The organism is Bradyrhizobium sp. HKCCYLRH3073 (assembly GCF_051167995.1).
Lineage (GTDB): Bacteria > Pseudomonadota > Alphaproteobacteria > Rhizobiales > Xanthobacteraceae > Bradyrhizobium.
Genome location: NZ_JBNPUD010000006.1, coordinates 66,061 through 89,377 on the forward strand (window position 1 = coordinate 66,061; position 23,317 = coordinate 89,377).

At 66.9% G+C, this 23,317-nt stretch carries 21 protein-coding genes; 8 read left to right on the forward strand and 13 right to left on the reverse strand.

From position 1 onward, the window contains the following. Window positions 1–25: 25 nt before the first annotated feature. The 4 genes from ACQR1X_RS16055 to ACQR1X_RS16070 form a co-directional block, all read right to left on the reverse strand. Window positions 26–1,123, reverse strand: coding sequence for a D-alanine--D-alanine ligase family protein (locus ACQR1X_RS16055; RefSeq protein ID WP_434899193.1), 1,098 nt, complete (start codon window positions 1,121–1,123; stop codon window positions 26–28). 99 nt (window positions 1,124–1,222) lie between these two features. Beyond that, entirely contained in the window at window positions 1,223–1,759 is a 537-nt protein-coding gene (locus ACQR1X_RS16060) for a thermonuclease family protein (protein ID WP_315801379.1), read from the reverse strand. Window positions 1,760–1,911: 152 nt separating this feature from the next. Continuing rightward, window positions 1,912–2,094 (reverse strand): hypothetical protein, encoded by a 183-nt coding sequence (locus ACQR1X_RS16065; RefSeq protein ID WP_409997892.1) that lies wholly within the window; start codon window positions 2,092–2,094, stop codon window positions 1,912–1,914. Between the two features lie 165 nt (window positions 2,095–2,259). Beyond that, window positions 2,260–2,673 carry a hypothetical protein gene (locus ACQR1X_RS16070; protein WP_315801182.1) on the reverse strand — a complete coding sequence of 138 codons (414 nt, stop codon included), beginning with the start codon at window positions 2,671–2,673 and terminating at the stop codon, window positions 2,260–2,262. Between the two features lie 409 nt (window positions 2,674–3,082). Between ACQR1X_RS16070 and ACQR1X_RS16075 the strand changes: the two genes are divergently transcribed. Beyond that, window positions 3,083–4,030: a sensor histidine kinase gene (locus ACQR1X_RS16075; RefSeq protein ID WP_315801181.1), complete on the forward strand. Its 948-nt coding sequence runs from the start codon at window positions 3,083–3,085 to the stop codon at window positions 4,028–4,030. A 339-nt stretch (window positions 4,031–4,369) separates the two neighbouring features. Continuing rightward, entirely contained in the window at window positions 4,370–5,383 is a 1,014-nt protein-coding gene (locus tag ACQR1X_RS16080) for a zinc-dependent alcohol dehydrogenase family protein (protein ID WP_315801180.1), read from the forward strand. 84 nt (window positions 5,384–5,467) lie between these two features. On the opposite strand, the gene ACQR1X_RS16085 is transcribed toward ACQR1X_RS16080, so the two are convergent. From ACQR1X_RS16085 to ACQR1X_RS16110, 6 genes are all read right to left on the reverse strand, one after another. Then, window positions 5,468–6,382, reverse strand: a complete 915-nt coding sequence (locus tag ACQR1X_RS16085) for a DMT family transporter (RefSeq protein ID WP_434899194.1) — start codon at window positions 6,380–6,382, stop codon at window positions 5,468–5,470. A gap of 368 nt (window positions 6,383–6,750) precedes the next feature. Next, window positions 6,751–7,923, reverse strand: coding sequence for a M20 aminoacylase family protein (locus ACQR1X_RS16090; RefSeq protein ID WP_315801178.1), 1,173 nt, complete (start codon window positions 7,921–7,923; stop codon window positions 6,751–6,753). 193 nt (window positions 7,924–8,116) lie between these two features. Then, window positions 8,117–8,329 (reverse strand): hypothetical protein, encoded by a 213-nt coding sequence (locus ACQR1X_RS16095; RefSeq protein WP_315801177.1) that lies wholly within the window; start codon window positions 8,327–8,329, stop codon window positions 8,117–8,119. Window positions 8,330–8,413: 84 nt separating this feature from the next. After that, window positions 8,414–10,159: a CHAD domain-containing protein gene (locus ACQR1X_RS16100; protein ID WP_434880720.1), complete on the reverse strand. Its 1,746-nt coding sequence runs from the start codon at window positions 10,157–10,159 to the stop codon at window positions 8,414–8,416. 240 nt (window positions 10,160–10,399) lie between these two features. Next, entirely contained in the window at window positions 10,400–11,353 is a 954-nt protein-coding gene (locus ACQR1X_RS16105; RefSeq protein WP_434899195.1) for an exopolysaccharide biosynthesis protein, read from the reverse strand. Between the two features lie 28 nt (window positions 11,354–11,381). Beyond that, complete coding sequence (locus ACQR1X_RS16110; protein WP_316183096.1) at window positions 11,382–12,359, reverse strand: TerC family protein; 978 nt, start codon at window positions 12,357–12,359, stop codon at window positions 11,382–11,384. 556 nt (window positions 12,360–12,915) lie between these two features. Between ACQR1X_RS16110 and ACQR1X_RS16115 the strand changes: the two genes are divergently transcribed. Together ACQR1X_RS16115 and ftsH are read left to right on the forward strand one after the other, a co-directional pair. Beyond that, window positions 12,916–13,869, forward strand: a complete 954-nt coding sequence (locus tag ACQR1X_RS16115; RefSeq protein WP_315801173.1) for a lipid kinase — start codon at window positions 12,916–12,918, stop codon at window positions 13,867–13,869. A 66-nt stretch (window positions 13,870–13,935) separates the two neighbouring features. Further along, complete coding sequence (gene ftsH, locus ACQR1X_RS16120; RefSeq protein WP_315801172.1) at window positions 13,936–15,783, forward strand: ATP-dependent zinc metalloprotease FtsH; 1,848 nt, start codon at window positions 13,936–13,938, stop codon at window positions 15,781–15,783. A 279-nt stretch (window positions 15,784–16,062) separates the two neighbouring features. On the opposite strand, the gene ACQR1X_RS16125 is transcribed toward ftsH, so the two are convergent. Continuing rightward, complete coding sequence (locus ACQR1X_RS16125; protein WP_434899196.1) at window positions 16,063–16,605, reverse strand: cytochrome b; 543 nt, start codon at window positions 16,603–16,605, stop codon at window positions 16,063–16,065. Window positions 16,606–16,880: 275 nt separating this feature from the next. Here ACQR1X_RS16125 and ACQR1X_RS16130 point away from each other — a divergent pair, with 275 nt between their 5' ends. Both ACQR1X_RS16130 and ACQR1X_RS16135 read left to right on the forward strand, forming a co-directional pair. After that, window positions 16,881–19,313 carry a DUF2235 domain-containing protein gene (locus ACQR1X_RS16130; protein WP_434899197.1) on the forward strand — a complete coding sequence of 811 codons (2,433 nt, stop codon included), beginning with the start codon at window positions 16,881–16,883 and terminating at the stop codon, window positions 19,311–19,313. A gap of 132 nt (window positions 19,314–19,445) precedes the next feature. Next, a complete protein-coding gene (locus tag ACQR1X_RS16135; RefSeq protein WP_434899198.1) occupies window positions 19,446–20,210 on the forward strand; it encodes a hypothetical protein in 765 nt (254 codons plus the stop codon). 27 nt (window positions 20,211–20,237) lie between these two features. On the opposite strand, the gene purB is transcribed toward ACQR1X_RS16135, so the two are convergent. Further along, the gene (purB, locus tag ACQR1X_RS16140) at window positions 20,238–21,545 is read right to left on the reverse strand and encodes an adenylosuccinate lyase (protein WP_434886567.1); all 1,308 of its coding nucleotides are present in this window, start codon (window positions 21,543–21,545) and stop codon (window positions 20,238–20,240) included. Window positions 21,546–21,826: 281 nt separating this feature from the next. Between purB and ACQR1X_RS16145 the strand changes: the two genes are divergently transcribed. Together ACQR1X_RS16145 and ACQR1X_RS16150 are read left to right on the forward strand one after the other, a co-directional pair. Beyond that, a complete protein-coding gene (locus ACQR1X_RS16145; protein ID WP_315801167.1) occupies window positions 21,827–22,000 on the forward strand; it encodes a hypothetical protein in 174 nt (57 codons plus the stop codon). Continuing rightward, entirely contained in the window at window positions 21,997–22,584 is a 588-nt protein-coding gene (locus ACQR1X_RS16150; protein WP_316183102.1) for a TetR family transcriptional regulator, read from the forward strand. The genes ACQR1X_RS16145 and ACQR1X_RS16150 overlap by 4 nt, the downstream gene beginning before the upstream one ends. Before the next feature lie 78 nt (window positions 22,585–22,662). Here ACQR1X_RS16150 and ACQR1X_RS16155 read toward each other — a convergent pair whose 3' ends face one another. Next, entirely contained in the window at window positions 22,663–23,310 is a 648-nt protein-coding gene (locus ACQR1X_RS16155; RefSeq protein ID WP_316183103.1) for a response regulator transcription factor, read from the reverse strand. Window positions 23,311–23,317 lie beyond the last annotated feature (7 nt).

Here is a 23,317-nt window from a genome sequence, read left to right on the forward strand (position 1 = left end):
CCTGCGGCGGCCGCAGAAGCGTTCCTCAGCGCTGCGACGCCAATTCTCTCAGCCGCGCATGCCGCGCCAGCGCATGCGCGATCAGACGATCCATCAGCGCCGGCTGGGGCAGGCCGGTGGCCTCCCACATCTTCGGATACATGCTGATGTTGGTGAAGCCCGGCAGGGTGTTCACCTCGTTGACATAGACCTCCTCGCCGCGGACGAAGAAGTCGACGCGCGCGAGACTCTCGCAGCAGAGCACGCCGAACACCTCGGTGGCCATCTTGCGGATGCGCGCGGCGAGCGCAGGTTCGACCTGCGCCGGGACGTGCAGCGAGGCGCCGGATGCGTCGGTGTACTTGGCTTCATAGGAATAGAAGCCGTGGCTGTCGGCGGGCACGATCTCGCCGAGCTCGGAAGCCGCCACCTTGCCGTCGGGATGCTCGAGCACGGCGCATTCGATCTCGCGCACCGGGCTGATGCAGCGCTCGATCAGGATCTTGCCGTCGAAGCGCAGCGCGAGGCGGCAGGCAGCGTCGAACTCCGCTTCGTTGCGCGCCTTGGAGATGCCGACGGAGGAGCCGAGATTGGCCGGCTTGACGAACAGCTCGGGCGAGCCCATCGCGGCGACCGCCGCTTCATAGCTCACCGCCGATGCGGCGGTCATCGTGACGAACGGCACGATCGGCAGGCCGGCGTCGCGCAGCAGGCGCTTGGCGACGTCCTTGTCCATCGCCGCCGCCGATCCCATCACGCGGCCGCCGACATAGGCGACATCGGCGAGCTCCAGCGCGCCCTGCACGGTGCCGTCCTCGCCGTTCGGACCGTGCAGCACCGGGAAGACGACGTCGAAGGCGAGCTCGCGCAGGGGCCCGTCGCCGATGACCAGCGCGCGGCCCCGGCCGGCCGGCAGCAGCACGATCTGCGGGCCGTCCGCGGGCACTGTCAGGGCCGCGCCTGTGCCGTCATTCGCGGCGTCGGCCAGCACCCAGCGTCCCTCGGTGGTGATGCCGATCAGCGTGACGGCGTAGCGGCCGGCATCGAGCGAGCGGACAATGTTGGCCGCCGAGGCGCGCGAGACGTCGTGCTCCGCCGAGCGCCCACCGAACAGGATCGCCACGCGCGTCTTTGTCTCTGTCATCGTCCTCGTCCAGCCCTGGTCCTTGCGGTGCGCGACCGTACAGCGAGACGCCGAGGCGTGGCAATTGAGCCGTTGTGCCGGTGGACAAGGCGGCGCCACTCAACGCCAGCCGATCCCGCCGTCCGAGCACACCGCCGTCGTTCCACCTGAATGCATGCAGCTGCGATAGAGCGGCGGCTCGGTGAAGCGGCCCGACCAGATGCCGCGGCCGGCGCGGCGGGCGGCGCGCTGATCGGCGGTGTAAACGCCGCGCGAATATTGCGGCTCCTCGACCGCGAGCCCGCGCGCCACCATGAACTGGCCGAGATCCGTCGCGCCGGCTGCGCAGCGCGCGACGATGCGGCCGTAGCGATCGCCATCGACCGGCAGGCAGCGCAGAACCTTGCCGCGCGTGAACGCGTCCAGCGTGTTGGCGGCCAGCGCGCCGCAACGATATGGCTTGCGGTCGCGGCCGCGGCAGAGCTGCGCGCTTTCGGGCGCGTCGATGCCCCACAGGCGAATGCGCTCGCCATGAATGTCCAGCGTGTCGCCATCGACGATGCTGACGCGGCCGACGAGCTCGGCGGCTGCGGCGGGGAAGCTGAGGAGAAGCGGCAGAACGAGGCAGGCGAGGCGGGGGAGGAGACGTCGCAAGATCGGCACCTGTGGCGCTGAGAGGGGCGTGATCGCTCGCTGCGCGAATCGATCGCGGATCATCCCGATCTATAGCGAAGTGGAGTTGCGCGATTGTGTGGCGAGCACCGCGACAGCAGCGGAGCGCAATCGGAGCAGGTCGTCGCGAGAGCGGTTCAGCGAAGGCCGGCGTCCGCGTGGCTGTCGGGTGCGCGCGCCGCGCGTTCGACCTCGGCGGCGAGCATGCTCAGATGCTCGGCCAGGCGCGCGAACAGCTCGCGCTTGTCGCGGTCGGTGGCGAGATCACGAATGAGGGCGCATTCTGCCGCGTCGGCCCGCAGCTTGTCCGGCTGGGTCATAAACTCTGACATGTTCCGCTTCCCTGCCGCGCCGGCAACAGTTCAGAACGGTGGATCTTCATGTTTGTTCCGGGTGTCGATGTATTTTTGCGAGTGCAGCGCTCGGTCCTGATCGGAGTACCTCCGCGGATCAGAGGCGACACACGACGCGCGCGGTTCGACTGTCTATCGTTCACCGGGCCACCATGTCGAGGCCGGATGTGCGGCCGAGATCTTGGTCTCGCGCAATGCCACCAGCGCGCTGCGCTTGTAGGGATGACCGCGAAGCCGCGAACAGTCCTGGCAGCGCATGTAGCGCTCGAGCTCATGGATCGGCGTCGTCTTGGCGCGCCTGATGACGTCGAGCGCGACCGTCTGATTGGTGTCGCAGCCGAGGCAGCGCACTTCGAGATAGTAGTAGCCCGCGTTCAGCGCATCGCCGAGCAGCGGCGACGGCTGCGCCGGTCCCTTGTAGCCGAGCATGCGCTTGTTCCAGGCGTCGCAGGCCAGACGATCCGCTTCCTTGCGTGCGCGCGCGGCCTGCTCCTGCGCGATGCGGATGCCGGCACCGTAGAGTCTCTCGCGCGATTTCGTCGTCATGGTCGCATGATCGACGCTGCGGCGCTCAGCGGCAAGCCGCTAGGATTAGCGCAACAAGAGGCGCTGGATACAAGCTCTCTTACGTGCAGCGCTCCGATACCATCGCCAATCAGTTCGTCGGCGCGGCCTGCGACGAACTGATCGTGCAACGTCCGGCATTCGTGCTACTCAGACGCGACGCGGAGTAGCACCGATGCCCTCGAGCAGCCCCGATGCAGCGCGCTTCACGCTATGCAGTGACGCATGTCTGTCACGATTGAATGGTGGCTTCTCCCACGGCGCGGCATGACGCGGTCCGGCGATGGTAAAAGGGACGGCTGAACGCAACGACACTGCAAAAGTTCCTAAAATTTTTGCACCTGAGTGGCAGTTCCTTCAGCTTGTTCCCGGCGGCGTCGGGCGATAGACGTTGCGCTCGGGGTCAGTCGTGCGAGTGGGTCAGCGTTTCTCAGATTGGATCGGTCGGGGCAGACAGTGGTCGGCGACCACGTTTCTGCTCACCACGTTTGCTGTCGCGATTTCGACCGCAGGCCGGATCGGGTTGGATTTCGCCGGCGCGACGCTGCCCTACGCGACCTTCTATCCCGCGGTCGTGTTCGCCGCGCTGCTCGGCGGCATTCCCGCGGCCATTTTTGCCGCCTGGCTCTCGGCCACAGTGGTGCTGGTGGGCTTCACCGACCGTCCTGATCATACCGAGGCGGTCAACCTCGTCGGGTTCCTGAGCACTGCGGCGCTGATCATCTGGCTTGCGCATCTCTGTCGCGGCGCGCTGATCGAGCTGAAGCGCAGCGAGCATGCGCGCGAATTGCTGCTCGGCGAGCTGAGGCATCGCGTGAACAATCAGCTCGCGCTGTTTCAGGCGATCGTCAGATCGAGCCTGTCGGGCGAGGATCGCGCCAAGGGAGAAGCGATCGCGCTGCGGCTCGATGCCGTCGCGCGCGCCAACAGTCTGGCCTGGTCGGATCACCGCCTGATGACCTTGCGCATGCTGCTCGACGTCGAGCTGCAGCCGTATCGCGCCTCCGGCGCGGTGACGGTCGAGGGGCCGGACATGCCGCTGGGGCCGGAGGCGGTGCGCAACCTCGCGCTGGTGTTTCACGAGCTCGCGACCAACGCCGTCAAATACGGCGCGCTGCGCGGCCCGGGCGGACGGCTCGAGCTGCAGATCGCGCAGGAAGGCGGCCGGGGCACCGTGGCCTGGCGCGAACTCGGTCCGCACCCGATCGAGCCGCCCGGGAAAGAGGGGTTCGGCACGCGCATGATCCGGGCGAGCCTTGCGGCGATCGGCGGCAGCATCGAGCAGGATTATCGCGACGAAGGTCTGGTCTGCCGGATCAGGTTCGAAGCGGCGATGTGACGGCGTGTCGTCGGTCGGTGTGCGGTTCCTCGCAGGCGTCGCATGTCTCGCGGCGCGCGGCATGGCTGCGATGCGAAACGCGCAGCAGCGCTGCCGCGTATGTGTTCGATGGAACGACGCGACATGCTGCTGCTGGCTGGATTGCTGCTGCTCTCGATCACCATCACCTGGGTTGGCACGGAGTATGTGCTGAACCATGTCGTGATCCCGCTGATCGATGACTGAGGGCCGCGTCGTTTGTCCGTCGCGCGGAACGCACTCGGCTTGATCGCCGGCACGAAACGCTTCACCATTCCCGTCAGAACAACAAGGCGGCGCCGCAGGGGCGGGAGACATCCGATGCAATGTTACGAGCTGCAGGGGCCCGGCGGAATCGATGCGCTGGCGCTGGTCGACAAACCGGTGCCGCAGCCGGGGAGAGGCGAGGTGCTGGTGCGGCTGACCGCGGCGAGCATCAACTATCGCGACCTGCTCACGGTGAGGGGCGGCTACGGCTCGCGGCAGAAATTTCCGCTGGTGCCGCTGTCCGACGGCGCGGGCGTGGTCGAGGCGGTCGGTGAGGGTGTCGCGGCGTTCGCGGCCGGCGACCGTGTCATCGGCAGCTTCTTCGAGAGCTGGACCGGCGGCGAGCCGAGCGAGGCGAAGATGCGCGCGGCGCTGGGCGGCGCCGTCGACGGCACGTTGACGCAGTATCGGGTGTTTCCGATGCAGGCGCTGGTGCGGACGCCGGCGCATCTCACCGACATCGAGGCTGCGACCTTGCCCTGCGCCGGCGTCACCGCCTGGAGTGCGGTGATCAAGCTCGGTGGCATCGGGCCCGGCCAGACCGTGCTGACGCAAGGCAGCGGCGGCGTCTCGATCTTCGCGCTGCAGATCGCGAAGATGGCCGGCGCGCGGGTGATCGCGACGTCGTCGAGCGAGGCCAAGATCGCGCGGCTGGCGGCGCTCGGCGCCGACGTGACGCTGAACTACAAGCAGGTGCCGGACTGGGGCAAGAAGGCGCGCGAGATCACCGGGCAGGGCGTCGATCTCGTGGTCGAGGTCGGCGGCGTCGGCACGCTGAACGAATCGATCCGCGCCACCCGGATCGGCGGCACCATCGCCTTCATCGGCGTGCTTGCCGGCGCCCCGGCCTCGGAGCTGCGGCTGCCGCTGATGGTGATGCAGCAGCAGCGGCTGCAGGGCGTCACGGTCGGCGCGGTCGATGATCTCCAGGCGCTGGCGAACGCGCTGGCGCTGCATCAGGTGAAGCCGGTGGTCGATCGCGTGTTTCCGTTCAGCGAGGCACGCGAGGCGTTCCACTACATGGCGAGCGGCGCGCATCTCGGGAAGGTCGCGATCGCGATCGGGTGAGGCGTGGTTTGCTCGCTCCGCGTAGCCCGGGCGAGCGAAGCGACCCCGGGCAACCGTCCCCGCATGTCGCTGCGCTCATGCGGGCTACGACGCTTCCCGATCTTTCGTGACCGCCTTGCGCACCGGCATCGTCATTGCGAGCACGCCGATGATGATGCAGCCGAGCCCGATCCACGCCGTCGGCGCGAGGTGCTCGCCGAGGCCGGCGACGGCGATCGCAACGCCGATCGGCACCCGCAGATAGGATTGCGCGGTCGCGCCGATCGAGCCGAGCGTCTGCACCAGGCGGAAATAGATCACCATCGCGGCGGCGGTCGAGACGGTCGCGAGCGCGGTCAGCGCCAGCACCGAGCGCAGCGACGGTGCCAGCGCCCATGGATGGTCGACGACGAGCGCGACTGGTATCAGCACCGCGGCGCCCGACAGCAGCGATCCCGCGGCCGGCAGCATCGGATCGAGCCCCTTGAAGCTCTTGCCCAGGATCGCAGCGCCGGCATAGCAGATGGTGGCGGCGACGATCGCGAGCTGGGCCCATAATTGCTGGCCAAGCCCGTGCAGCGCCTCGACGCCGACGATGAGGCTGGTGCCGGCGAGGCCGGCCGCGACGCCGATCAGCTTGCGCAGCGTGACGGGCTCGTGGCGCGTGACCAGCGCGGTCAGAAGGAAGGTGAAGATCGGCGAGGTCGCGTTCAGGATCGTGGCGAGGCCTGCCTCGATGGTGCGCTCGGCCCACGCGATGAGGGTGAATGGAACGACGCTGTTGAGGCCGGCCTGGATCAGAAAGCGTTGCCAGATCCTGCGCTCGCGCGGCCAGGCGAGGCCGCGGCCGCGGATGATCGCGGCCAGCAGCAGCCCCGCAATCAGCGTGCGCGCGGCGATCAGGGTCAGTGGCGGGATCGTCTCGACGCCGATCCTGATCAGGGTGTAGGAGGCGCCCCACAGGGTGGAGAGCAGAAGCAGGAGGGCGAGGTCTCGGAGGAGGTCGGAGCTGCGCTGCATATGGGCCTCGCGGACGGAGAGGGAGCCCTTCTCCTAGCCGCTGGCCGCGCGCGACGTTTCGATAGGGAGCGAACTGTTCCCTTGGAGTTCGAAGCGCACGCCAGTCTGGTTCGCGCACTGCGCCCCTGGATCGCTTCGCTGGCGCTCGCGATGTCGGAGCTTGGAGGGCTTCCGGTGCCCACCACCGGCGTCATTGCGAGCGAAGGAATCCAGTCTGTAGGGTGGGCAAAGGCGCGGCCGTGCTGTTTCGTCGCGTGAGATCGTGGTGGCGCCGTGCCCACCATCTCGCCGCGGAGAATGCCGCGCGACGGTGGGCACGCTGCCGCCTTCGGCGGCTGCTTTGCCCACCTTACGTTTTCGTCAGCCGATCAGTTCGCCGGCATGCTCTTCTCGACCAGCTTCACCCAGTACGACGCACCGGCGCTGAGGATGTTGTCGTTGAAGCGGTAGGCCGGATGGTGGCACTCGTTGCCGGGACCCATTCCGAGGAACACGAACGCACCGGGGCGGGCCTCCAGCATGAAGGCGAAGTCCTCGCCGCCCATCAGCGGAATGGCGCGGTCGTTGACGCGCTCCTGGCCAGCGATCTCGCGGGCGACGTCGGCGGCGAAAGCCGCCTGCGCAGGGTGGTTCATCGTCACCGGATATTTGCGCTCGTAGATCGCTTCCGCCGAGCCGCCATAGGCGCGCGCGGTGGCTTCGGTGACCTCGACGATCCGCTTCTCGACGAGATCGCGGATCTCCGGATCGAGCGTGCGCACGGTGCCGAGCATCTCGACCGTCTCGGGGATCACGTTGAAGGTGGTGCCGCCGTGAATCGAGCAGACCGAGATGACGGCGGATTTCAATGGGTCGACGTTGCGGGCGACGATCGATTGCAGCGCGTTGACGATCTGCGAGGCGATCAGGATGCTGTCGATCGCCCGGTGCGGGCCGGCGCCGCCATGGCCACCCTTGCCGGTGACCTTGATGTGGATCGCGTCGGCCGAGGCGAGCATCGGTCCGGGCGAGATCTCGAAATGGCCTTCGGGGACGCCCGGCATGTTGTGCATGCCGTAGACCTCCTGGATGCCCCAGCGCGTCATCAGGCCGTCGTCGACCATCGCCTTGCCGCCGGCGCCGCCTTCCTCGGCCGGCTGGAAGATGACGATCGCCGTGCCGTCGAAATTGCGGGTCTCGGCGAGATATTTGGCGGCACCCAGCAGCATCGCGGTGTGGCCGTCATGGCCGCAGGCATGCATCAGGCCCGGCGTCTTCGAGGCGTAGGGCACGCCCGAGGTCTCCTCGATCGGCAGCGCGTCCATGTCGGCGCGCAGGCCGATGGTCTTGCCGGAGGCCGACTTGCGGCCGCGGATCACGCCGACCACGCCGGTGCGGCCGATGCCGGTCACGACCTCGTCGCAGCCGAATTCGCGCAGTTTGTCGGCGACGATGCCGGCGGTGCGATGCACCTCGTACAACAGCTCGGGATGTTCGTGGAAATCGTGGCGCCAGGCGGCCATTTCGTCGGAGAGAGCGGCAATGCTGTTGAGGATGGGCATGAGGACCGGATGACTCGCTGAAGTGGAATGGGACGCTGCAGTGATGCGGCCAGACCGGCCGGCAGCACCGCGCTGTCACCGACTATGACCCGGTCAAAAAAGCCAGGCAAGTTGCGCCCGGCCATGGTGCCATGCGCAGATGCGCGGTCATCTCGACCGACCATGCCGGTCGTTCCGGATTTCGGAACGGGAGTCAGGCGAGCGGAGCGGGGGCCGGCACGCGCGGGTATTTGTGCTCGGGCGGCACCTCCAGCCGGAAGGCCCGCAGCTTCGGCTCGTCCCACGCCGCCAATGGCGTCCCGCAGACGCCGCAGTCGAACCGGCCGGCCGAGCCGACCGCGGATGTCGATTCCGCGATCTCGTAGGCGGCACGGCAATGAGGACACGTCACGCTGGATATCTTCATGGGATCACGCTCCTACATCTCTCGCCCGGATGTCTTGAACCAGATCAATGCGGTCCATGAACCGACGTCATCGGCCTCCGGTCGTCACGCCTCCTCGGCCTCCCACGGCGTCGGCGCCTTGGTGAAGGCGCGCCACGCCTCGCGCAGCGGCTCCTCCACGCCCGCCATGGCATGCGACTGCCAGCCGGTGATCGCGGCGGCCGCGATCGCCGCGTCGGTGGAGGTGGTGCCGAGGGTCTCGATCACGCCGGCGGTGACCGCCATGTCGTTGTAGTGGCCGAGCTGCTCCTGGAAGCCGGCGAGCGTTCTCGCGTATTTCTTCGCCGATTTGCTGGCGCCGTAGAGCGGCAGCAGGAAGTCGATGCTGTAGCGCAGCTTCTTCAGCGCAAGACGCAGCCGGTGGCGGCGCTCGGCCGGCAGCTTCTTGAAGCGGCGACCGCGCTTGAGCACCTTCTGATGGCGCTCCGACAGGACGGGCCCGGCGAAATCGATCGCGGGCGCGGCGAGGCGTCGGAGATCGTCGGGGGAGACGTCGTTGCGCCAGCCGCGGGTCTCGATCCATTCGCCGAGGCCGAGCACGAAAGCGGCGCAGCGGCGCTCGGCAATCGCGATGCGCAGCGTGCGATAGGCGAGCTCGCGCCGCCGCTCGGCGAGCGCCCGGAGCGAGTCGAAGCCTGCGACCGTCGGGCAGGCCTCGGCGATCTCGGGCAGCGTATCGGTCAGGAACACGTCGAGGTCGCGCGCTGCCGAGAGGCTCTGCGCCAGCCAGCGCGCATCCGCCTCGAGGCCGTCGAGCCTCGCCGAGGTCCCGAGCGGCCGCATCAGATGCAGCGCGGCGCGCAGGCGGCGCAGCGCCACCCGCAACTGATGCACGCCTTCCGGATCACGGCCGTCCTCCGCCGCAGGCATCGCCTGCAACAGATGATGCAGGCTGCCGCGCAGGACGATCGCAAAGCTCTCGTCCAGCGACACCGCTGGATCGAGGCACGGCTTGCGCGGCTTCTCGGCGCCGGGAGCCTTGCCCGTGGCGAGATCGAAACCGCGCGCCGACTTGCTGCGGATCGAAGGCCGGATCGCTCCGTGATCGCCGATGCGCTGTGCGATCTCGTAGATGGCGGCGGGGTTGCCGCTCTTGAGCTCCAGCTCGATCTCGCTCACGATCTCGCTGTGCTCGGCGGCCTTGATGACGCCGCTGTCGAACGCGATCTCGATGGTCGCGCCGGGCACGTCGAGCATGCGCGCATGGCGATGCACGTCGGCCGTGAACACCGCTTCGAGCGTTGCATCGGCCAGCGTCGCGCGCAGCTCCTCCGGCAGCAGCGCAGCCGCCAGCGCCGGATCGGGCGCCAGCGAAGACACATTCGCCTCCCATTCGCCGCGCTTGAGCGGATCGTCGCAGTGCTGCGCCTTCACGGTCTGCACGAAGCGCGAGCCGCTCTGGCGCACCCGCAAGGTGAAGCCGTTCTTCCACAGCGTGCGCTTCGGCGTGTCGTAGTAGACCGAGGTCAGATGCTTGCGCGAGCCCTTGTTGCGCGCATGCGCGATGACGACCGGCGCGTTGTTGAAGCCGGCGAGCTGATCGGGTGGGACGAGAAGCTTCAGCTCGATCTCGTGGCCGCTGCCGGCCGCCGGATCCGGCAAGGACGGCGCCGCGGCGTCCACGCTGGGCGCCGTGGCATCACCCTGCGTGACCGCATGATCGGCAAGGTGCTGCGCAGTCAAGCTGTCGGCGGCGCCGCCGGGATCGCTGCTCGCCGACTCGCCACCCTCCCGCACGCCGACCGCATGGCCATCGCCGTGGATCGACGCCGGTGCGTTCGAATCGGGCATGTGTCGATTCTGTAACCGTTTAGTGACAGTCATCTCTCGTATAGCTGCAGCCGGCACAAAGGGACAGTGGCATTTCTCGCAGGGCGTCGATGATACGCGACGCGTCGGCGCTTACCGGTCGCATTTTTTGTTGCCGCTTCAATGACAAGTGCTCGCGCTTGCGCGGACAGGCGCTCACGGAGATATGTCCGTCGCAGCCGCAATGCACCGTCGCGCGGCCGCGCTGCCACAGCGGGAACTTCAGATCGAGCCGGTGAGCATGAAGCGCGTGGCGACGAAGACGGCGGCTGCGGTGGTCGCAATGCTCGCGGCGGCCACGAGGCCGCGGCCGCGACGCGCCAGCGCGCGGGAGCGCTCGCGGGGATCCTGCGCCGGATCGTAGGATGCGCGCCGGCTGCGGCGGTGGCGCACCGCCTGCACCCAGAGGGCCAGCGCGGCGATGCCGGTTGCCACTGCAAACACGGTTGTCACGCCGGCGGCAAAGCCGAGATCGACACCGATGCTTTCCAGCATGGCCCGCAGTTGCACCGCAAGCCGTGCCAGGAGAGTTGCGGCATAATCGGCCGCCGCGGCGCCGGTGTAGAGCAGAACGGCCGTCCAGACCACGGCGGCCATTGCAATCAGGATCGACACCAGCACCGCGAGGCCGTCGCCGGCCATGAAGCCGATCGAGGCGGCGATCAGCGCCAGCGCCGGCATCACGTTGCCCATCGGGATAGGCAGGATGATGGTGACGGCCATCAGCAGCAGCGGCAGCGCGAGCAGCATCCGCGCCGGCCGGCCGGTCAGCCAGACCAGCCGGTCCTCGCGCAGGCCGCGTTCGGCATAGCCCGCCCAGTCCAACCCGGCGCGGATGATCTTGCGCAGCAGCCGCTGCGGCACCGGCCGGCGGCGCAACTGCTCGGGCAGCCACAGCCGCTCGGCGCCGAACAGGATCTGCAACGCGACCAGCGCGACAAACGTGCCGAACACCATGCCGAACGGGCCAGGCAACGGGATCAGCGCCGGCAGGGTCAGCAGCAGCAGGGTCAGGCCGAGACCTTCCGACTCCAGCCGGTCGAACAACTCGCCGATCGACGGCTGCTCGGACCGCACCGTGCGGGCGATCGCGAGCAGCCGGCGGCTGATCGGCCCGTTGTGACGGCGCGGCGCCGAGGAGTCCTCATCGTCGGATGTGACATCATTCATTGCCACGCAGCAACCTCATGTCCTCTGACCTGCCTCACTTCATCGGCTCGACCGCAGGCCGCGTCTTCCACAGCGAGTAGGCGATGCCCGCGCCGAGCAGACCGAAGGTGATGCCGAGCGAAATGGCGGGCGGAAACTTCTCGAGCCCGAGCAGGTCGGCCAGGAAGATCTTCGAGCCGATGAAGATCAGCACCGCCGCCAGCGCCAGCTTGAGATATTGGAAGCGATCGACCATCGCGGCGAGCGCGAAATAGAGCGCGCGCAGGCCGAGGATCGCGAAGATGTTCGAGGTGTAGACCACGAACGGGTCGGTCGAGATCGCGAAGATCGCGGGCACCGAGTCGACCGCGAAGATGACGTCGGCGAACTCGATCAGGATCAGCGCCAGGAACAGCGGCGTCATGAACCAGGTCGGCTTGCCGCGCGCGTCAGGCTGGCGCACGAAGAAGCGCTCCTCGTGCAGGCGGTCGGTGACGTCGAAGCGGCGGCGCATCCAGGCCAGCGCCGGATTGGCGCCGACGTCGTGCGGCTTGTCCTTGAACACCAGCATCTTGACGCCGGTCGCGACCAGGAACAGCGCGAACAGATACAGCACCCAGCTCGCCTGGGCGACGATCGCGGCGCCGAGGCCGATCATGATCGCGCGCAGCACGATCACGCCGACGATGCCCCAGAACAGCACGCGGTGCTGATAGGCGCGCGGGATCGCGAAATAGCTGAAGATCATGGCGATGACGAAGACGTTGTCCATCGCCAGCGCCTTCTCGATCGTGAAGGCGGTGAGATAGGCGGTGCCGGCCTCGGCGCCGAGCTGCCACCACACCCAGGCGCCGAAGGCCAGGGCGAGCATGATGTAGACGGCGCTCATGACGAGGCTCTCGCGGACCGAGATCTCGCGCGTCTTGCGATGGAGGATGCCGAGGTCGAAGACGAGGAGGGCGAGCACGATTGCGAGGAAGGCGAGCCACATCCAGACGGGCTTGCCGGCAAACGCGATGAACAGGAATTCCACGACGGGTCCTCTTAATCAGGCCGGTGAGATTGATGTCAGGTCCGACATCGTGAGCGCACCGGCAGCTTCACCAGAGGGGCCCGGACCAGGGGTAGGCGACGGACGTAGGTGTCTGCCGATTGGTTTTCAAGAGCCCGCGGTTTGCGTCAACGTTCAGCAAGATGAACGGCGAGGTGCGACAGAGTGTCTGCCACCCCCGCAGGCGTCTTGCAGGCGGGCGTCGGTCAACTAATTCCAGAGGACCGGAGATCCGGGCCCCTCTGATAGTCCCCGGGACTATGATGTCGGACTCTCTTTCATGACCGATACCGCTGACGGTATTGCGCGCTTTGGAGCGCGGAGGAGTTTGACGAGATGCGGCCACACGCGTCGCTTGTAGCTATCGGCCCTCGCGGCTCTCGCCCCCCACTTCACCATCCCGACAATCGTCATCTGCGTGCCTTCCGGAATCCTCCGGTTGGGGCCGGGATCGTGATGGAACCGGAGTGCCTGCTCGCCACTTTGTATGGAACCCGCGCGCCGAGGCGCGCTGGCATCTTGTGTACGGGAGACAATCGTGACCACGGGGGGTGACCAGGTATCGATCGCGAAGGCGCCGCCGTCGCGCCCCGCCGTGGCAACGCGCCGCCTCCTGATGATCATCAACCGCGGCAGCCGCTCCGGCGGCGAGGCGGCCGGCATTGCCGTGTCGCGGCTGAGCGCGGCCGGCTATGATCTCGTGATCTCGGCACCGCATAGTCCGCGCGAGGTGGCGCCGTGGATCGAGGCCCATGCCGACGACGCGGAGGCGGTCGTCGTCGCCGGGGGAGACGGCAGCCTGAACGCGGCTGCGCCGGCGCTGGTCAGGACCGGCCTGCCGCTCGGCATCATTCCGGCCGGCACCGCCAACGACCTTGCCCGTACGCTCGGCCTGCCCCAGGACATGGAGGCCGCGGTCGACGTGATCGCCGCCGGCCATCGCCGCCGGATCGATCTCGGCGAGGTCAACGGCCATCCGTTCTTCAACGTCGCCAGCCTCGGCCTGAGCGCCGAGCTCGCGCGTCAACTGACCAAGGAGACCAAGCGCAGGTTCGGTCGGCTCGGCTATGCGGTCACGGCGCTGAAGGTGCTGACCAATGCACGGCCGTTCCGCGCGATGATCGTGTCGTCCGACGGCGCGGTGCGCGTCAAGACGCTGCAGATCGCGGTCGGCAATGGCCGCTACTACGGCGGCGGCATGGCGGTCGACCACCGTGCCGAGATCGACGATTCCCACCTCGATCTCTATTCGCTGGAGATCGGCCGCGTCTGGAAGCTCTTGGCGATGGCCTATGACTTCCGCAGGGGCCGCCACGGCCTTTGGCAGGAGGTGCGCGCATCGCGCGACACATCATTCGAGATCCGCACCCGGCGACCGCGCCCGATCAATGCCGACGGCGAGCTCGTCACCTTCACGCCGGCGCGCTTCTCCGTGCTGCCGCGCGCGGTGGCGGTGTTCGTGCCCAAGGCCGCAGCGCAGGACCGCACCTGAGGGCGGCGCCGGATGATCCGCAGGTTGCGGCCGCCCGTTTTCGACTGATCACCGATCGAGAGACCCATGACCAAGCAGACCCGCTTCAATCTCTGGTACGCTGTTGTCGCGATCTTCGTCGCGATGATGATCCACAATGCGTGGACGAGCTATCGCCAGGTCGCCGTCATTCCCTACAGCCAATTCCAGGATCTGCTCAACGCCGGCAAGGTGAAGGAGGTCGGCGTCTCCGAGAACTATCTGGAAGGCACGCTGAAGGAGCCGCTGCCGAGCGGGCAGACGCGCTTCGCGACCACGCGCGTCGACCAGGAGTTCGCCAAGGAGCTCGCCAAGGCCAATGTCACCTTCACCGGCCGGGTCGAGAGCAACATCCTCGGCGACATCCTTTCGCTGGTGATGCCGATCGCGCTGTTCTTCGGCGTCTGGTACTGGCTCTCGCGGCGGATGATGGGCGGCGCTGGTGGGCTCGGCGGCGGCCTGATGCAGATCGGCAAGAGCAAGGCCAAGGTCTATGTCGAGGCCAACACCGGCGTCCGCTTCGAGGACGTCGCCGGCGTCGACGAGGCCAAGGACGAGCTGCGCGAGATCGTGTCCTTCCTGAAGGATCCGAAATCCTATGGCCGGCTCGGCGGCCGCATGCCCAAGGGCGTGCTGCTGGTCGGCCCGCCCGGCACCGGCAAGACCTTGCTCGCCAAGGCGGTCGCGGGCGAGGCCGGCGTGCCGTTCTTCTCGATCTCGGGCTCCGAATTCGTCGAGATGTTCGTCGGCGTCGGCGCGGCGCGCGTGCGCGACCTGTTCGAGCAGGCGCGCGCCAAGGCGCCGGCGATCATCTTCATCGACGAGCTCGATGCGCTCGGACGCGCCCGTGGCATGGGCCCGTTCGCGGGCGGCCATGACGAGAAGGAGCAGACCCTCAACCAGCTCCTGGTCGAGCTCGACGGCTTCGATTCCTCCACCGGCCTCGTGCTGCTCGCGGCGACCAACCGGCCGGAGATTCTCGATCCGGCGCTGCTGCGCGCCGGCCGCTTCGACCGCCAAGTGCTGGTCGACCGTCCCGACAAGCCTGGCCGCATCCAGATCCTCAACGTGCATCTGAAGAAGGCGAAGCTCGCCGCCGATGTCGATCCGGAGAAGGTGGCGGCGCTGACGCCGGGCTTCACCGGCGCCGATCTCGCCAACCTCGTCAACGAGGCGACCCTGCTGGCGACGCGGCGCGGCGCTAACGAGGTGACGCTCGACGATTTCAACAACGCGATCGAGCGCATCGTCGCAGGGCTCGAGAAGCGCAACCGGCTGCTCAATCCGAAGGAGCGCGAGATCGTCGCCTATCACGAGATGGGGCATGCGATCGTGGCGATGAGCCTGCCGGGCACCGATCCCGTGCACAAGGTCTCGATCATTCCGCGCGGCGTCGGCGCGCTCGGCTACACCATCCAGCGTCCGACCGAGGACCGCTTCCTGATGACGCGCGAGGAGCTCGAGAACAAGATGGCGGTGCTGCTCGGCGGCCGCGCCGCGGAGCTCGTGGTCTACGGCCATCTGTCGACGGGCGCCGCGGACGACCTCCGCCGCGTTACCGACATCGCCCGCTCGATGGTGACGCGCTACGGCATGTCGGAGCAGTTGGGCTCGGTCGCCTATGAGCGCGACAACCAGTCGTTCCTGGCGCCGGGCGCCTCGCGCAGCGCCGACTATGGCGAGGCGGCCGGCGACGCGATCGACGCCGAGGTGCGTACCATCGTGACCGCAGCGCTCGAGCGCACCCGCAAGCTGCTGCAGGACAAGCGCGACGTCCTGGAGCGCGCCGCGCGCCGGCTGCTGGTCAAGGAGACGCTCGATGAGAGCGAATTGGCCGCGCTGCTGAAGCAGGACCAGCGCGCCGGCGATCTCGTCGTGGCAGCGAAGCCGATCTAATGGGTCTCCTGCTCGTCGGTTGATCGATGAGCATGACGGGCGAGAGTGATCATTCTACGACGAGATGCGCAATGCAGTGCCCTCTCCCCTTGTGGGAGAGGGCATCGCTGTCCTATCGACGCGCACGATCGGGTGAGGGGTTCTCTCCGCGCGCGTCGCTTGTGGAGGCATACCCCTCACACGATTGCGGCTGCCGCACTGTCCTACATGCCCTCTCCCACAAGGGGAGAGGGCACTGCATCTAACAGCGCTGCGCTCATCCGGGCGACGCGCCTACGCTCACCGCCGCGGCCACATCCGGGCCAAGGTCTCGTCCTTCTTGACGAACGCGTGCCAGAGCGTGGCCGCGATGTGCAGGCCGACCACGAGATAGACCAGATAGGCCAGCGTATCGTGCGTAACCTCGCCGGCACGGGCGATCGCCTTGTCGCCGGCGAACAGCCGCGGCCAGCTGAAGATTCCGAAATAACGCAGCGAATAGCCGCCGGCCGACGAGAACATGTAGCCGGTCACCGGCATCACCAGCAGCACGGCATAGAGCGCCCAGTGATTGAGCTGCGACAGCGCGCGGACAACCGGACCGAACGCCGCGGGTGCGGGCGGGGCGCTGGTGCGGGCCCGCACGATCAGCCGGGCGATCGCCAGCAGAAACAGCGTGATGCCGAGCGACTTGTGGATTTCCAGGAGCTCGCGCCGTGGCGACGTCCCCGCCGGCTGCAGCCCGCAATACAGGCCGATCAGCATGGCCGCGATGAAGAGCAGGGCGGTGGCCCAGTGAATCCATCGCAGCAGGGGATCATAGGCGGTCGTCGTCTCGATCATATCCGGGTCTCGCACGCGCAAAGGAGCGGCCTGCATAAGACCACGCTGGCGCGATGTCGAAGGATCAGAGGTCGACGTCCTCTCGCACGACAACTGGATGAGGGTCTCTCTCGATCATTTCTGGGTGATGCGAGCTGCGCGGAGACGGTCGCTGCTGCGATCCCGAGAGCAATCTGACAGGCCGAGCAGCCCAAGTCGCTCGCGCGGGGATTGCGCCTTGCTTTTATTACAATTGGGTCCCAAGCTCCGCTCCGGCATTCTGGTCGGGGGGCCTCATGTCCAACTCTGCTGCGAGAAACATAGTGCTGCTGTCGGATGGGACCGGCAACAGTGCCAAGGCCTTGTTCAAGACGAATGTCTGGCGGCTGTTCCAACTGCTCGATCTGCGCGATCCCAGCCGGCAGATCGCGTTTTACGACGACGGCGTCGGCACCTCGTCGTTCAAGCTGTTCGCTGCGCTCGGCGGCATCTTCGGATTCGGCCTGAAGCGCAACGTCATTGCGCTCTATAGCTTCTGCTGCCGCAACTACCGGCCTGGCGATCGCATCTACTGCTTCGGCTTCAGCCGCGGCGCTTTCACGATCCGCATCGTGGCGGCGATGATCGCGGGGCAGGGGCTCGTTCCCTACAACAACAATGACGCTGATCTGGCACGGTTCGCCGCCGATGCCTATCGCCGCTACCGCCGGCGCTACAACAGCGGCATCCTCCGCTATCTCGGCAGGATCGGCCTCGATCTCCGCGGGATCCGCGATTGGGGAATCCGCAAGCTGCGCAGCTGGCGTAACCTGCCCCCCGAGCCGCCGCCCATTCAGGTGGAGAGCATCCATTTCGTCGGCATCTGGGACACGGTCGACGCCTATGGCGGTCCGATCGAGGAGATGACCCGTGCCATAGATTATTGGATCTGGCCGCTGTCGATGCCAGACCAATTCATGAGCTCGAAGGTCCATCGCGCCTGCCATGCGCTCGCGATCGAGGAGGAGCGCGATGCGTTCCGCCCGGTGATCTGGGACGAGCGCTACGTGTGGGGGCGTGACGAGGCGGTGCCCGGCCGGAGTGACAAGAAGGACTGGCTGTTCGGCATCGATCACGATCCACGCAGCGAGGCCGCGAAACGCGCCGACCCGCCGCCGCATCTGCGCACCGATCTGCCGGCCAGTGACCGCGAGCGCATCAGCCAGGTGTGGTTCACCGGCGTGCACTCCGACATCGGCGGCGGCTATCCGCAGGATGGTCTGTCCTATGTGACGCTCGACTGGATGCTGGACCGGGCTCAGGCCTATGGTCTCGTCTATCTCGACGAGCGGCGCAGCCTGCTCTACGACCCCGAGATCGATCCGCTCGATAAGCTCAACGACTCGCGAAAGGGGCTTGCGGCCTATTACCGCTATAAGCCGCGCAATCTGCGCGAGATCTACGACGCGCCGCCGTACAAGCTCTCGCTGCGTTACGATATCAGGCGCATGAAATGGCTGCTGCATTCGCCGTTCAAGCCGCAGACGGAGCTTCTGGCCGGCGATCTGCATCCGAGCCTGCCACAGCCGCCGTTGCCGCCGGTGAAGCCTGTCATCCACCACACCGTGTTCGAACGCATCCGGTCGGGCACCGATCATTATGCACCGGTCGTCGTGCCGGCCAGCTACCGCGTGACCGACGACTCGGGCACATCAGTCGATGCGCTGCATCCGTGCGATCAGGGACGCGCGCGGATACGTGTCCAGGACGATGTCTGGAGCTGGGTGTGGCTGCGCCGCGTGGTCTATTTCACGACCATGTTCGCGCTGCTGTTCGTCGCGGCGATCCCTTATTTCGTCATCTACTGGCCGCGATTCCTCTACGTCCCGCTGCACGTGGTGGGCGATCCGGTGGTCAACGCGGCCGCTGCGTTCCTGCCGAAGTTTCTCGATCCCTGGTTCGTCGCATTCCGGGATTCCCCAGGGTTCCTGCTGATCGGAGTAGCCGTGGCCCTCGGCCTGACGGCGTGGGGCACCTCCCTGCAGCGAACGATCCGCGACGCCGCACGCATCGCCTGGAACGATCCGTCACGGCACACGCCGGTGACCGGCTGGCGCGCGACCGTCTATTCGCTGCGTCGCCAGGGCTGGTATGTTGCCGGTTTCTATCTGCTCAAAACGTGGATCTTCCCGTTCGCCATCATGTTCTGGCTGTTCTGGTGGCTGGGGTTCGGCGCGGCCAATACGGCCGGGCTGTTCTGCAAGGAGACGTTGAGGCCGACCGAGGTCGAGCAGACAGAGATCGGCGCATACCCTGGTGGAAGCATTCGGCCCGTGTTCGAGACGCGGCACCATTGCTATCCGACGGCGCTGACCGTGGCGCAGGGCGAGACCTATCAGATCGTGCTCGACGTCGGGGAGGCATGGAGCGACGGCGGCATCCCTGCGACTCCGGCCGGCTTCGGTTACGGCACCTGGACGCAGCTGCCGGGGATACCCTTCAAGCGGCTGATCTGGTCGAACTGGTTCGCGCCGATCGTGCGGGTGGGCAGCACGGGGCTCGAGGAGCATCTCCCGGCTTTCCAGCAGGAAACGCCCGGCAGCCGCCGCTGGACAGCCAGGTTCACGGCCCGCAGCGATGGGGAGGTGTTCGTCTACGTCAACGACACGTCCATCCTGTTTCCTTGGCTGTTGTATCGATTCTACTTCAACAACAAGGGTAGTGCGGTCGTCTCGTTGAAGAAACTGTAGCTGCGCGCGCCGTCAGGTCTGGCATCGCCACGTCGAGCGTGACGACGTCGCGCTGTGGATGTGTGCGGCACGGACTGGCGTCGGCGCGGGGACAGGGTAGGATGCAGGCAAAGGTCGCCTGCGAGGAGTGCCATGACCCGACGAAGCTGCACCGGATGGATCGCACGCCTGGCGCTCGCCGCCGTCACGTTCGCCGGTGCCAGCGCCCATGCCGCCGAGCGGACGATGTCCTGGGAGAGCGGCTGCCGTTTCACGGTCCGGTACGATCCCGCCAAGCACGACGAGACGCGGCTGCGCAACACCGTGCGTCTGCTGTTCGGCCCGTCCGATTTCGACTCACCGGGCACGTTGCCGGCGTTCGATCCGAAGGCGGTCGCCGCGCTCGACCCCGACAAGATCGATCGCGCCTGCAAGGCCACGCTCGACGCCGCCGCGCGGCTGGAGTTCATCGCGCTGCCCGGTGTCGACGACTACCGCCGCGCCAGGGTGGCGGAGCTGAAGGACAGCTGCGATTTCGAGCTGGCACAGACCCGCGGCTTCAAGACGCCCTCGGCATTGCGCGACTATCAGCCTGCCGCCGCCTGCGCACGCTTCGTCGACGCGATCGAGGGCAAGACCGACCTGCAGCAGATGTTTCGCCAGACCGTCGCGCAGGGCTGCGCCAACAACGCCAGCCCGCAGGCCTGCAACGCCCGCTATTCTGCCGAAGCCCAGAAGGTGGACGGGCAGGAGCGCATGCGGATCTACCTCGTCAATTTCGGCTGGACCAATTGCGCTGTCAACTACAACCTCCGCAACACCGGCGCCAAGAAGATGGAGGCGATGCGGAGCGCGCTCGAGACTCAGTTTCGGAAGATGTTCAAGGTCAAGCAGGACAAGTGCGAGGAGGCGGACTGACGCGACGTCCGCCTGCCCGACACGGGATCACGCCTCCCCGAACACGCGCTTGAAGATCGTGTCGACGTGCTTGAGGTGGTAGCCGAGGTCGAACTGCTCGTCGATCTCGGCATCTGTGAGATACTTCTTCACCTCGGCATCGGCCTTGAGCAAGGTGCGGAAGTCGCCTTCGCCGCGCCAGACCGGCATCGCGTTGCGCTGGACGAGCTTGTAGGAGTCCTCGCGGCTCGCCCCCTTCTGGGTCAGCGCGATCAGCACGCGCTGCGAGTGCACGAGGCCGCCGAGCTTGTCGAGGTTCTTCTCCATGTTGGCCGGGTAGACCAGCAGCTTCTCGATCAGGCCGGCGAGGCGCATCAGCGCAAAGTCGAGCGTGACGGTGGCGTCGGGGCCGATCATGCGCTCGACCGAGGAGTGCGAGATGTCGCGCTCGTGCCACAGCACGACGTTCTCCATCGCCGGGGTCACATAGGCGCGCACCATGCGGGCGAGGCCGGTAAGGTTCTCCGACAGCACCGGGTTGCGCTTGTGCGGCATCGCCGACGAGCCCTTCTGGCCCTCCGAGAAGAACTCCTCGGCTTCGAGCACCTCGGTGCGCTGCAGATGGCGCACTTCGGTCGCCAGGCGCTCCACGGACGAAGCGATGACGCCGAGGGTCGCAAAGAACATCGCGTGGCGGTCGCGCGGAATCACCTGCGTCGAGATCGGCTCTGGCGACAGGCCCATCGCCTTGGCGACGTGCTCTTCCACCCGCGGATCGATCTGGGCGAAGGTGCCGACGGCGCCGGAAATCGCGCAGGTCGCGACCTCCTTGCGGGCGGCGACCAGGCGCTCGCGCGCGCGGGAGAATTCGGCATAGGCATAAGCGAGCTTGAGGCCGAAGGTCACCGGCTCGGCGTGGATGCCGTGCGAGCGGCCGATGGTCGGCGTCATCTTGTGCTCGAAGGCGCGCGTCTTCAGCGCCGCCAGCACGCGGTCGAGATCGGCGAGCAGCAGGTCGGCGGCGCGGGTGAGCTGGACGTTGAGGCAGGTGTCGAGCACGTCGGAGGAGGTCATGCCTTGGTGCACGAAACGCGCCTCGGGGCCGACGATCTCGGCGAGATGGGTCAGGAAGGCGATGACGTCGTGCTTGGTCTCGCGCTCGATCTCATCGATGCGGGCGACGTCGAAGGTGGCGTCCTTGGCTTTGGCCCAGATCGTCTTGGCGGCGTCCTTCGGGATCGTGCCGAGTTCGGCCAGGGCGTCCGCCGCATGCGCCTCGATCTCGAACCAGATCTTGAACCGGGTCTGCGGCTCCCAGATCGAGGCCATTTCGGGACGGGAATAGCGGGGGATCATCGACGGCGCTCCGAGGCGGGAGGGAAGGTGGGCGGGACCAAGCGTCCGCGCCGACATTTTACGCCGCGCTTTACCAGAGCGGCCGGATCGACACAAACGGCGGTCTTTCCGGCCGGTTGGCTTGCCGGCTCAGGATCATAATACCATTTTTTGAAAATCGCGCTGACAGATATTGAAATCTGTCAGCGCGATGGTGTATATCCATCTTGCCATCTTGCTTAAGACCAACCTGCACTGTCTGACCTTGGGTTCAGCGGTTTCAACTGCGAAGGACCGCTTCGATGAAGATTGAAAAGCGATTGTTGCACTCACAATTTCAGGACTGGCTGAATCTCCAGGTCGCGCGTCACCTGGAGGCCCAGGCCGCCAAGTTCCGCGCGCCGTCGTCCGCCGATCGGGCTGAGACGATCCAGATCAAGGCGCATACGTCCGACGCCGATATGGTGCACGCATGAATGAGGCCGTGGTTCTGACATCCGAGCGCATCCTCGAAGTCACCGAGGATGTGTTGCGCCGGTACGGGCTCGCCAAAGCGACGGTCGTCGACGTCGCGAGAGCGCTCGATGTCAGCCACGGCTCCGTTTATCGTCACTTTCCCAGCAAGGCCTCGCTGCGCGAGGCGGTTGCCAAGCGCTGGCTCGAGCGGGTCAGCGCGCCGCTGGCGCAGATCGCGGCGGAGCCGGGCCCCGCGCCGGCGAAGCTGGAGCGCTGGCTGCGCGAGCTGTTCGGCGCCAAGCAGAAGCGGGTCTGCGAAGATCCGGAGATGTTCGCGACCTATCTCACCCTGGCGCGCGAGGCGTGCTCGGTGGTCAAGGCGCACAAGCAGAACCTGATCGCCCAGGTCGAGGGCATGATCGCGGAGGGCGTCGCGCAGGGCGCGTTCGACGTCGCCGATCCAAAAGTTGCGGCCGCCGCGATCTTCGATGCGACGAGAAGTTTTCATCATCCGGCCCATGCCGACGAGTGGAGCGAGTGCACCTGCTCGGCCCGAGCCGATGCGGTGCTGACGTTGTTGTTGCGCGGGCTTGCGGCGCGTTAGCCAAGCGTAGCCCGCATGAGCATAGCGACATGCGGGTTCAGACGTTGAGTGCGTGAGACCCCGCTGCGCTCATCCGGGCTACAGATCCGTCAGCCCGCTGGTCACCGCCAGCCGCACGAGCTGCGCATCTGTCTGCAATCCCGTCTTCGCCTTCACCAGATAATGATAGTTCTGCACCGTCTTGACGCTGAGGTGCAGGTTCGCGGCGATCTGCTCGGTGGTCAGGCCCGAGGCGAACTGGCGCAGGATCTCGATCTCGCGTTCGCCCAACCGGTCCAGCACGGTCTGCTGCGGATCGAGGCTGTCGGCGGCCAGCACATGGGCGACGTCGTCGCTGAGCGCGCGCCCGCCGCTGATCACCATGCGGATGGCGCGGACCAGCGCCGACGGCTCGCTGCTCTTGGTAACGAAGCCGCCGGCCCCGGCGGCGAACGCTGCCTTCACCAGCGGCGCCTCGCCATGCATCGAGAACACCAGGATGCAGGCGCGATTGTCGCGGGCACGGATGTTGCGGATCGCCTCCAGCCCGCTGGCGCCCTTCATCGAGATGTCGAGCACGACCACGTCGGGCGCATGCGCCTTGAACGCGGCATAGGCCGCCGCGGCGCTGTCGGCCTCGGCGATGACGCGAAATCCCTCCTGGCTCTCCAGCACGCGGCGATAGCCTTGCCGGACCACCGGGTGGTCGTCGACCAGCAGGATCGAAATGCCTGTGCGCTCGGGCATCCCCGTT

Excerpts from the sequence above, each read along its gene's own strand:
- ACQR1X_RS16055 (WP_434899193.1), bottom strand. The coding sequence starts at position 1,123 with ATGACAGAGACAAAGACGCGCGTGGCGATCCTGTTCGGTGGGCGCTCG.
- ACQR1X_RS16065 (WP_409997892.1), bottom strand. The coding sequence starts at position 2,094 with ATGACCCAGCCGGACAAGCTGCGGGCCGACGCGGCAGAATGCGCCCTC.
- ACQR1X_RS16070 (WP_315801182.1), bottom strand. The coding sequence starts at position 2,673 with ATGACGACGAAATCGCGCGAGAGACTCTACGGTGCCGGCATCCGCATC.
- ACQR1X_RS16080 (WP_315801180.1), top strand. The coding sequence starts at position 4,370 with ATGCAATGTTACGAGCTGCAGGGGCCCGGCGGAATCGATGCGCTGGCG.
- ACQR1X_RS16085 (WP_434899194.1), bottom strand. The coding sequence starts at position 6,382 with ATGCAGCGCAGCTCCGACCTCCTCCGAGACCTCGCCCTCCTGCTTCTG.
- ACQR1X_RS16090 (WP_315801178.1), bottom strand. The coding sequence starts at position 7,923 with ATGCCCATCCTCAACAGCATTGCCGCTCTCTCCGACGAAATGGCCGCC.
- ACQR1X_RS16095 (WP_315801177.1), bottom strand. The coding sequence starts at position 8,329 with ATGAAGATATCCAGCGTGACGTGTCCTCATTGCCGTGCCGCCTACGAG.
- ACQR1X_RS16100 (WP_434880720.1), bottom strand. The coding sequence starts at position 10,159 with ATGCCCGATTCGAACGCACCGGCGTCGATCCACGGCGATGGCCATGCG.
- ftsH (WP_315801172.1), top strand. The coding sequence starts at position 13,936 with ATGACCAAGCAGACCCGCTTCAATCTCTGGTACGCTGTTGTCGCGATC.
- ACQR1X_RS16125 (WP_434899196.1), bottom strand. The coding sequence starts at position 16,605 with ATGATCGAGACGACGACCGCCTATGATCCCCTGCTGCGATGGATTCAC.
- ACQR1X_RS16130 (WP_434899197.1), top strand. The coding sequence starts at position 16,881 with ATGTCCAACTCTGCTGCGAGAAACATAGTGCTGCTGTCGGATGGGACC.
- ACQR1X_RS16135 (WP_434899198.1), top strand. The coding sequence starts at position 19,446 with ATGACCCGACGAAGCTGCACCGGATGGATCGCACGCCTGGCGCTCGCC.
- purB (WP_434886567.1), bottom strand. The coding sequence starts at position 21,545 with ATGATCCCCCGCTATTCCCGTCCCGAAATGGCCTCGATCTGGGAGCCG.
- ACQR1X_RS16145 (WP_315801167.1), top strand. The coding sequence starts at position 21,827 with ATGAAGATTGAAAAGCGATTGTTGCACTCACAATTTCAGGACTGGCTG.
- ACQR1X_RS16150 (WP_316183102.1), top strand. The coding sequence starts at position 21,997 with ATGAATGAGGCCGTGGTTCTGACATCCGAGCGCATCCTCGAAGTCACC.
- ACQR1X_RS16155 (WP_316183103.1), bottom strand. The coding sequence starts at position 23,310 with ATGCCCGAGCGCACAGGCATTTCGATCCTGCTGGTCGACGACCACCCG.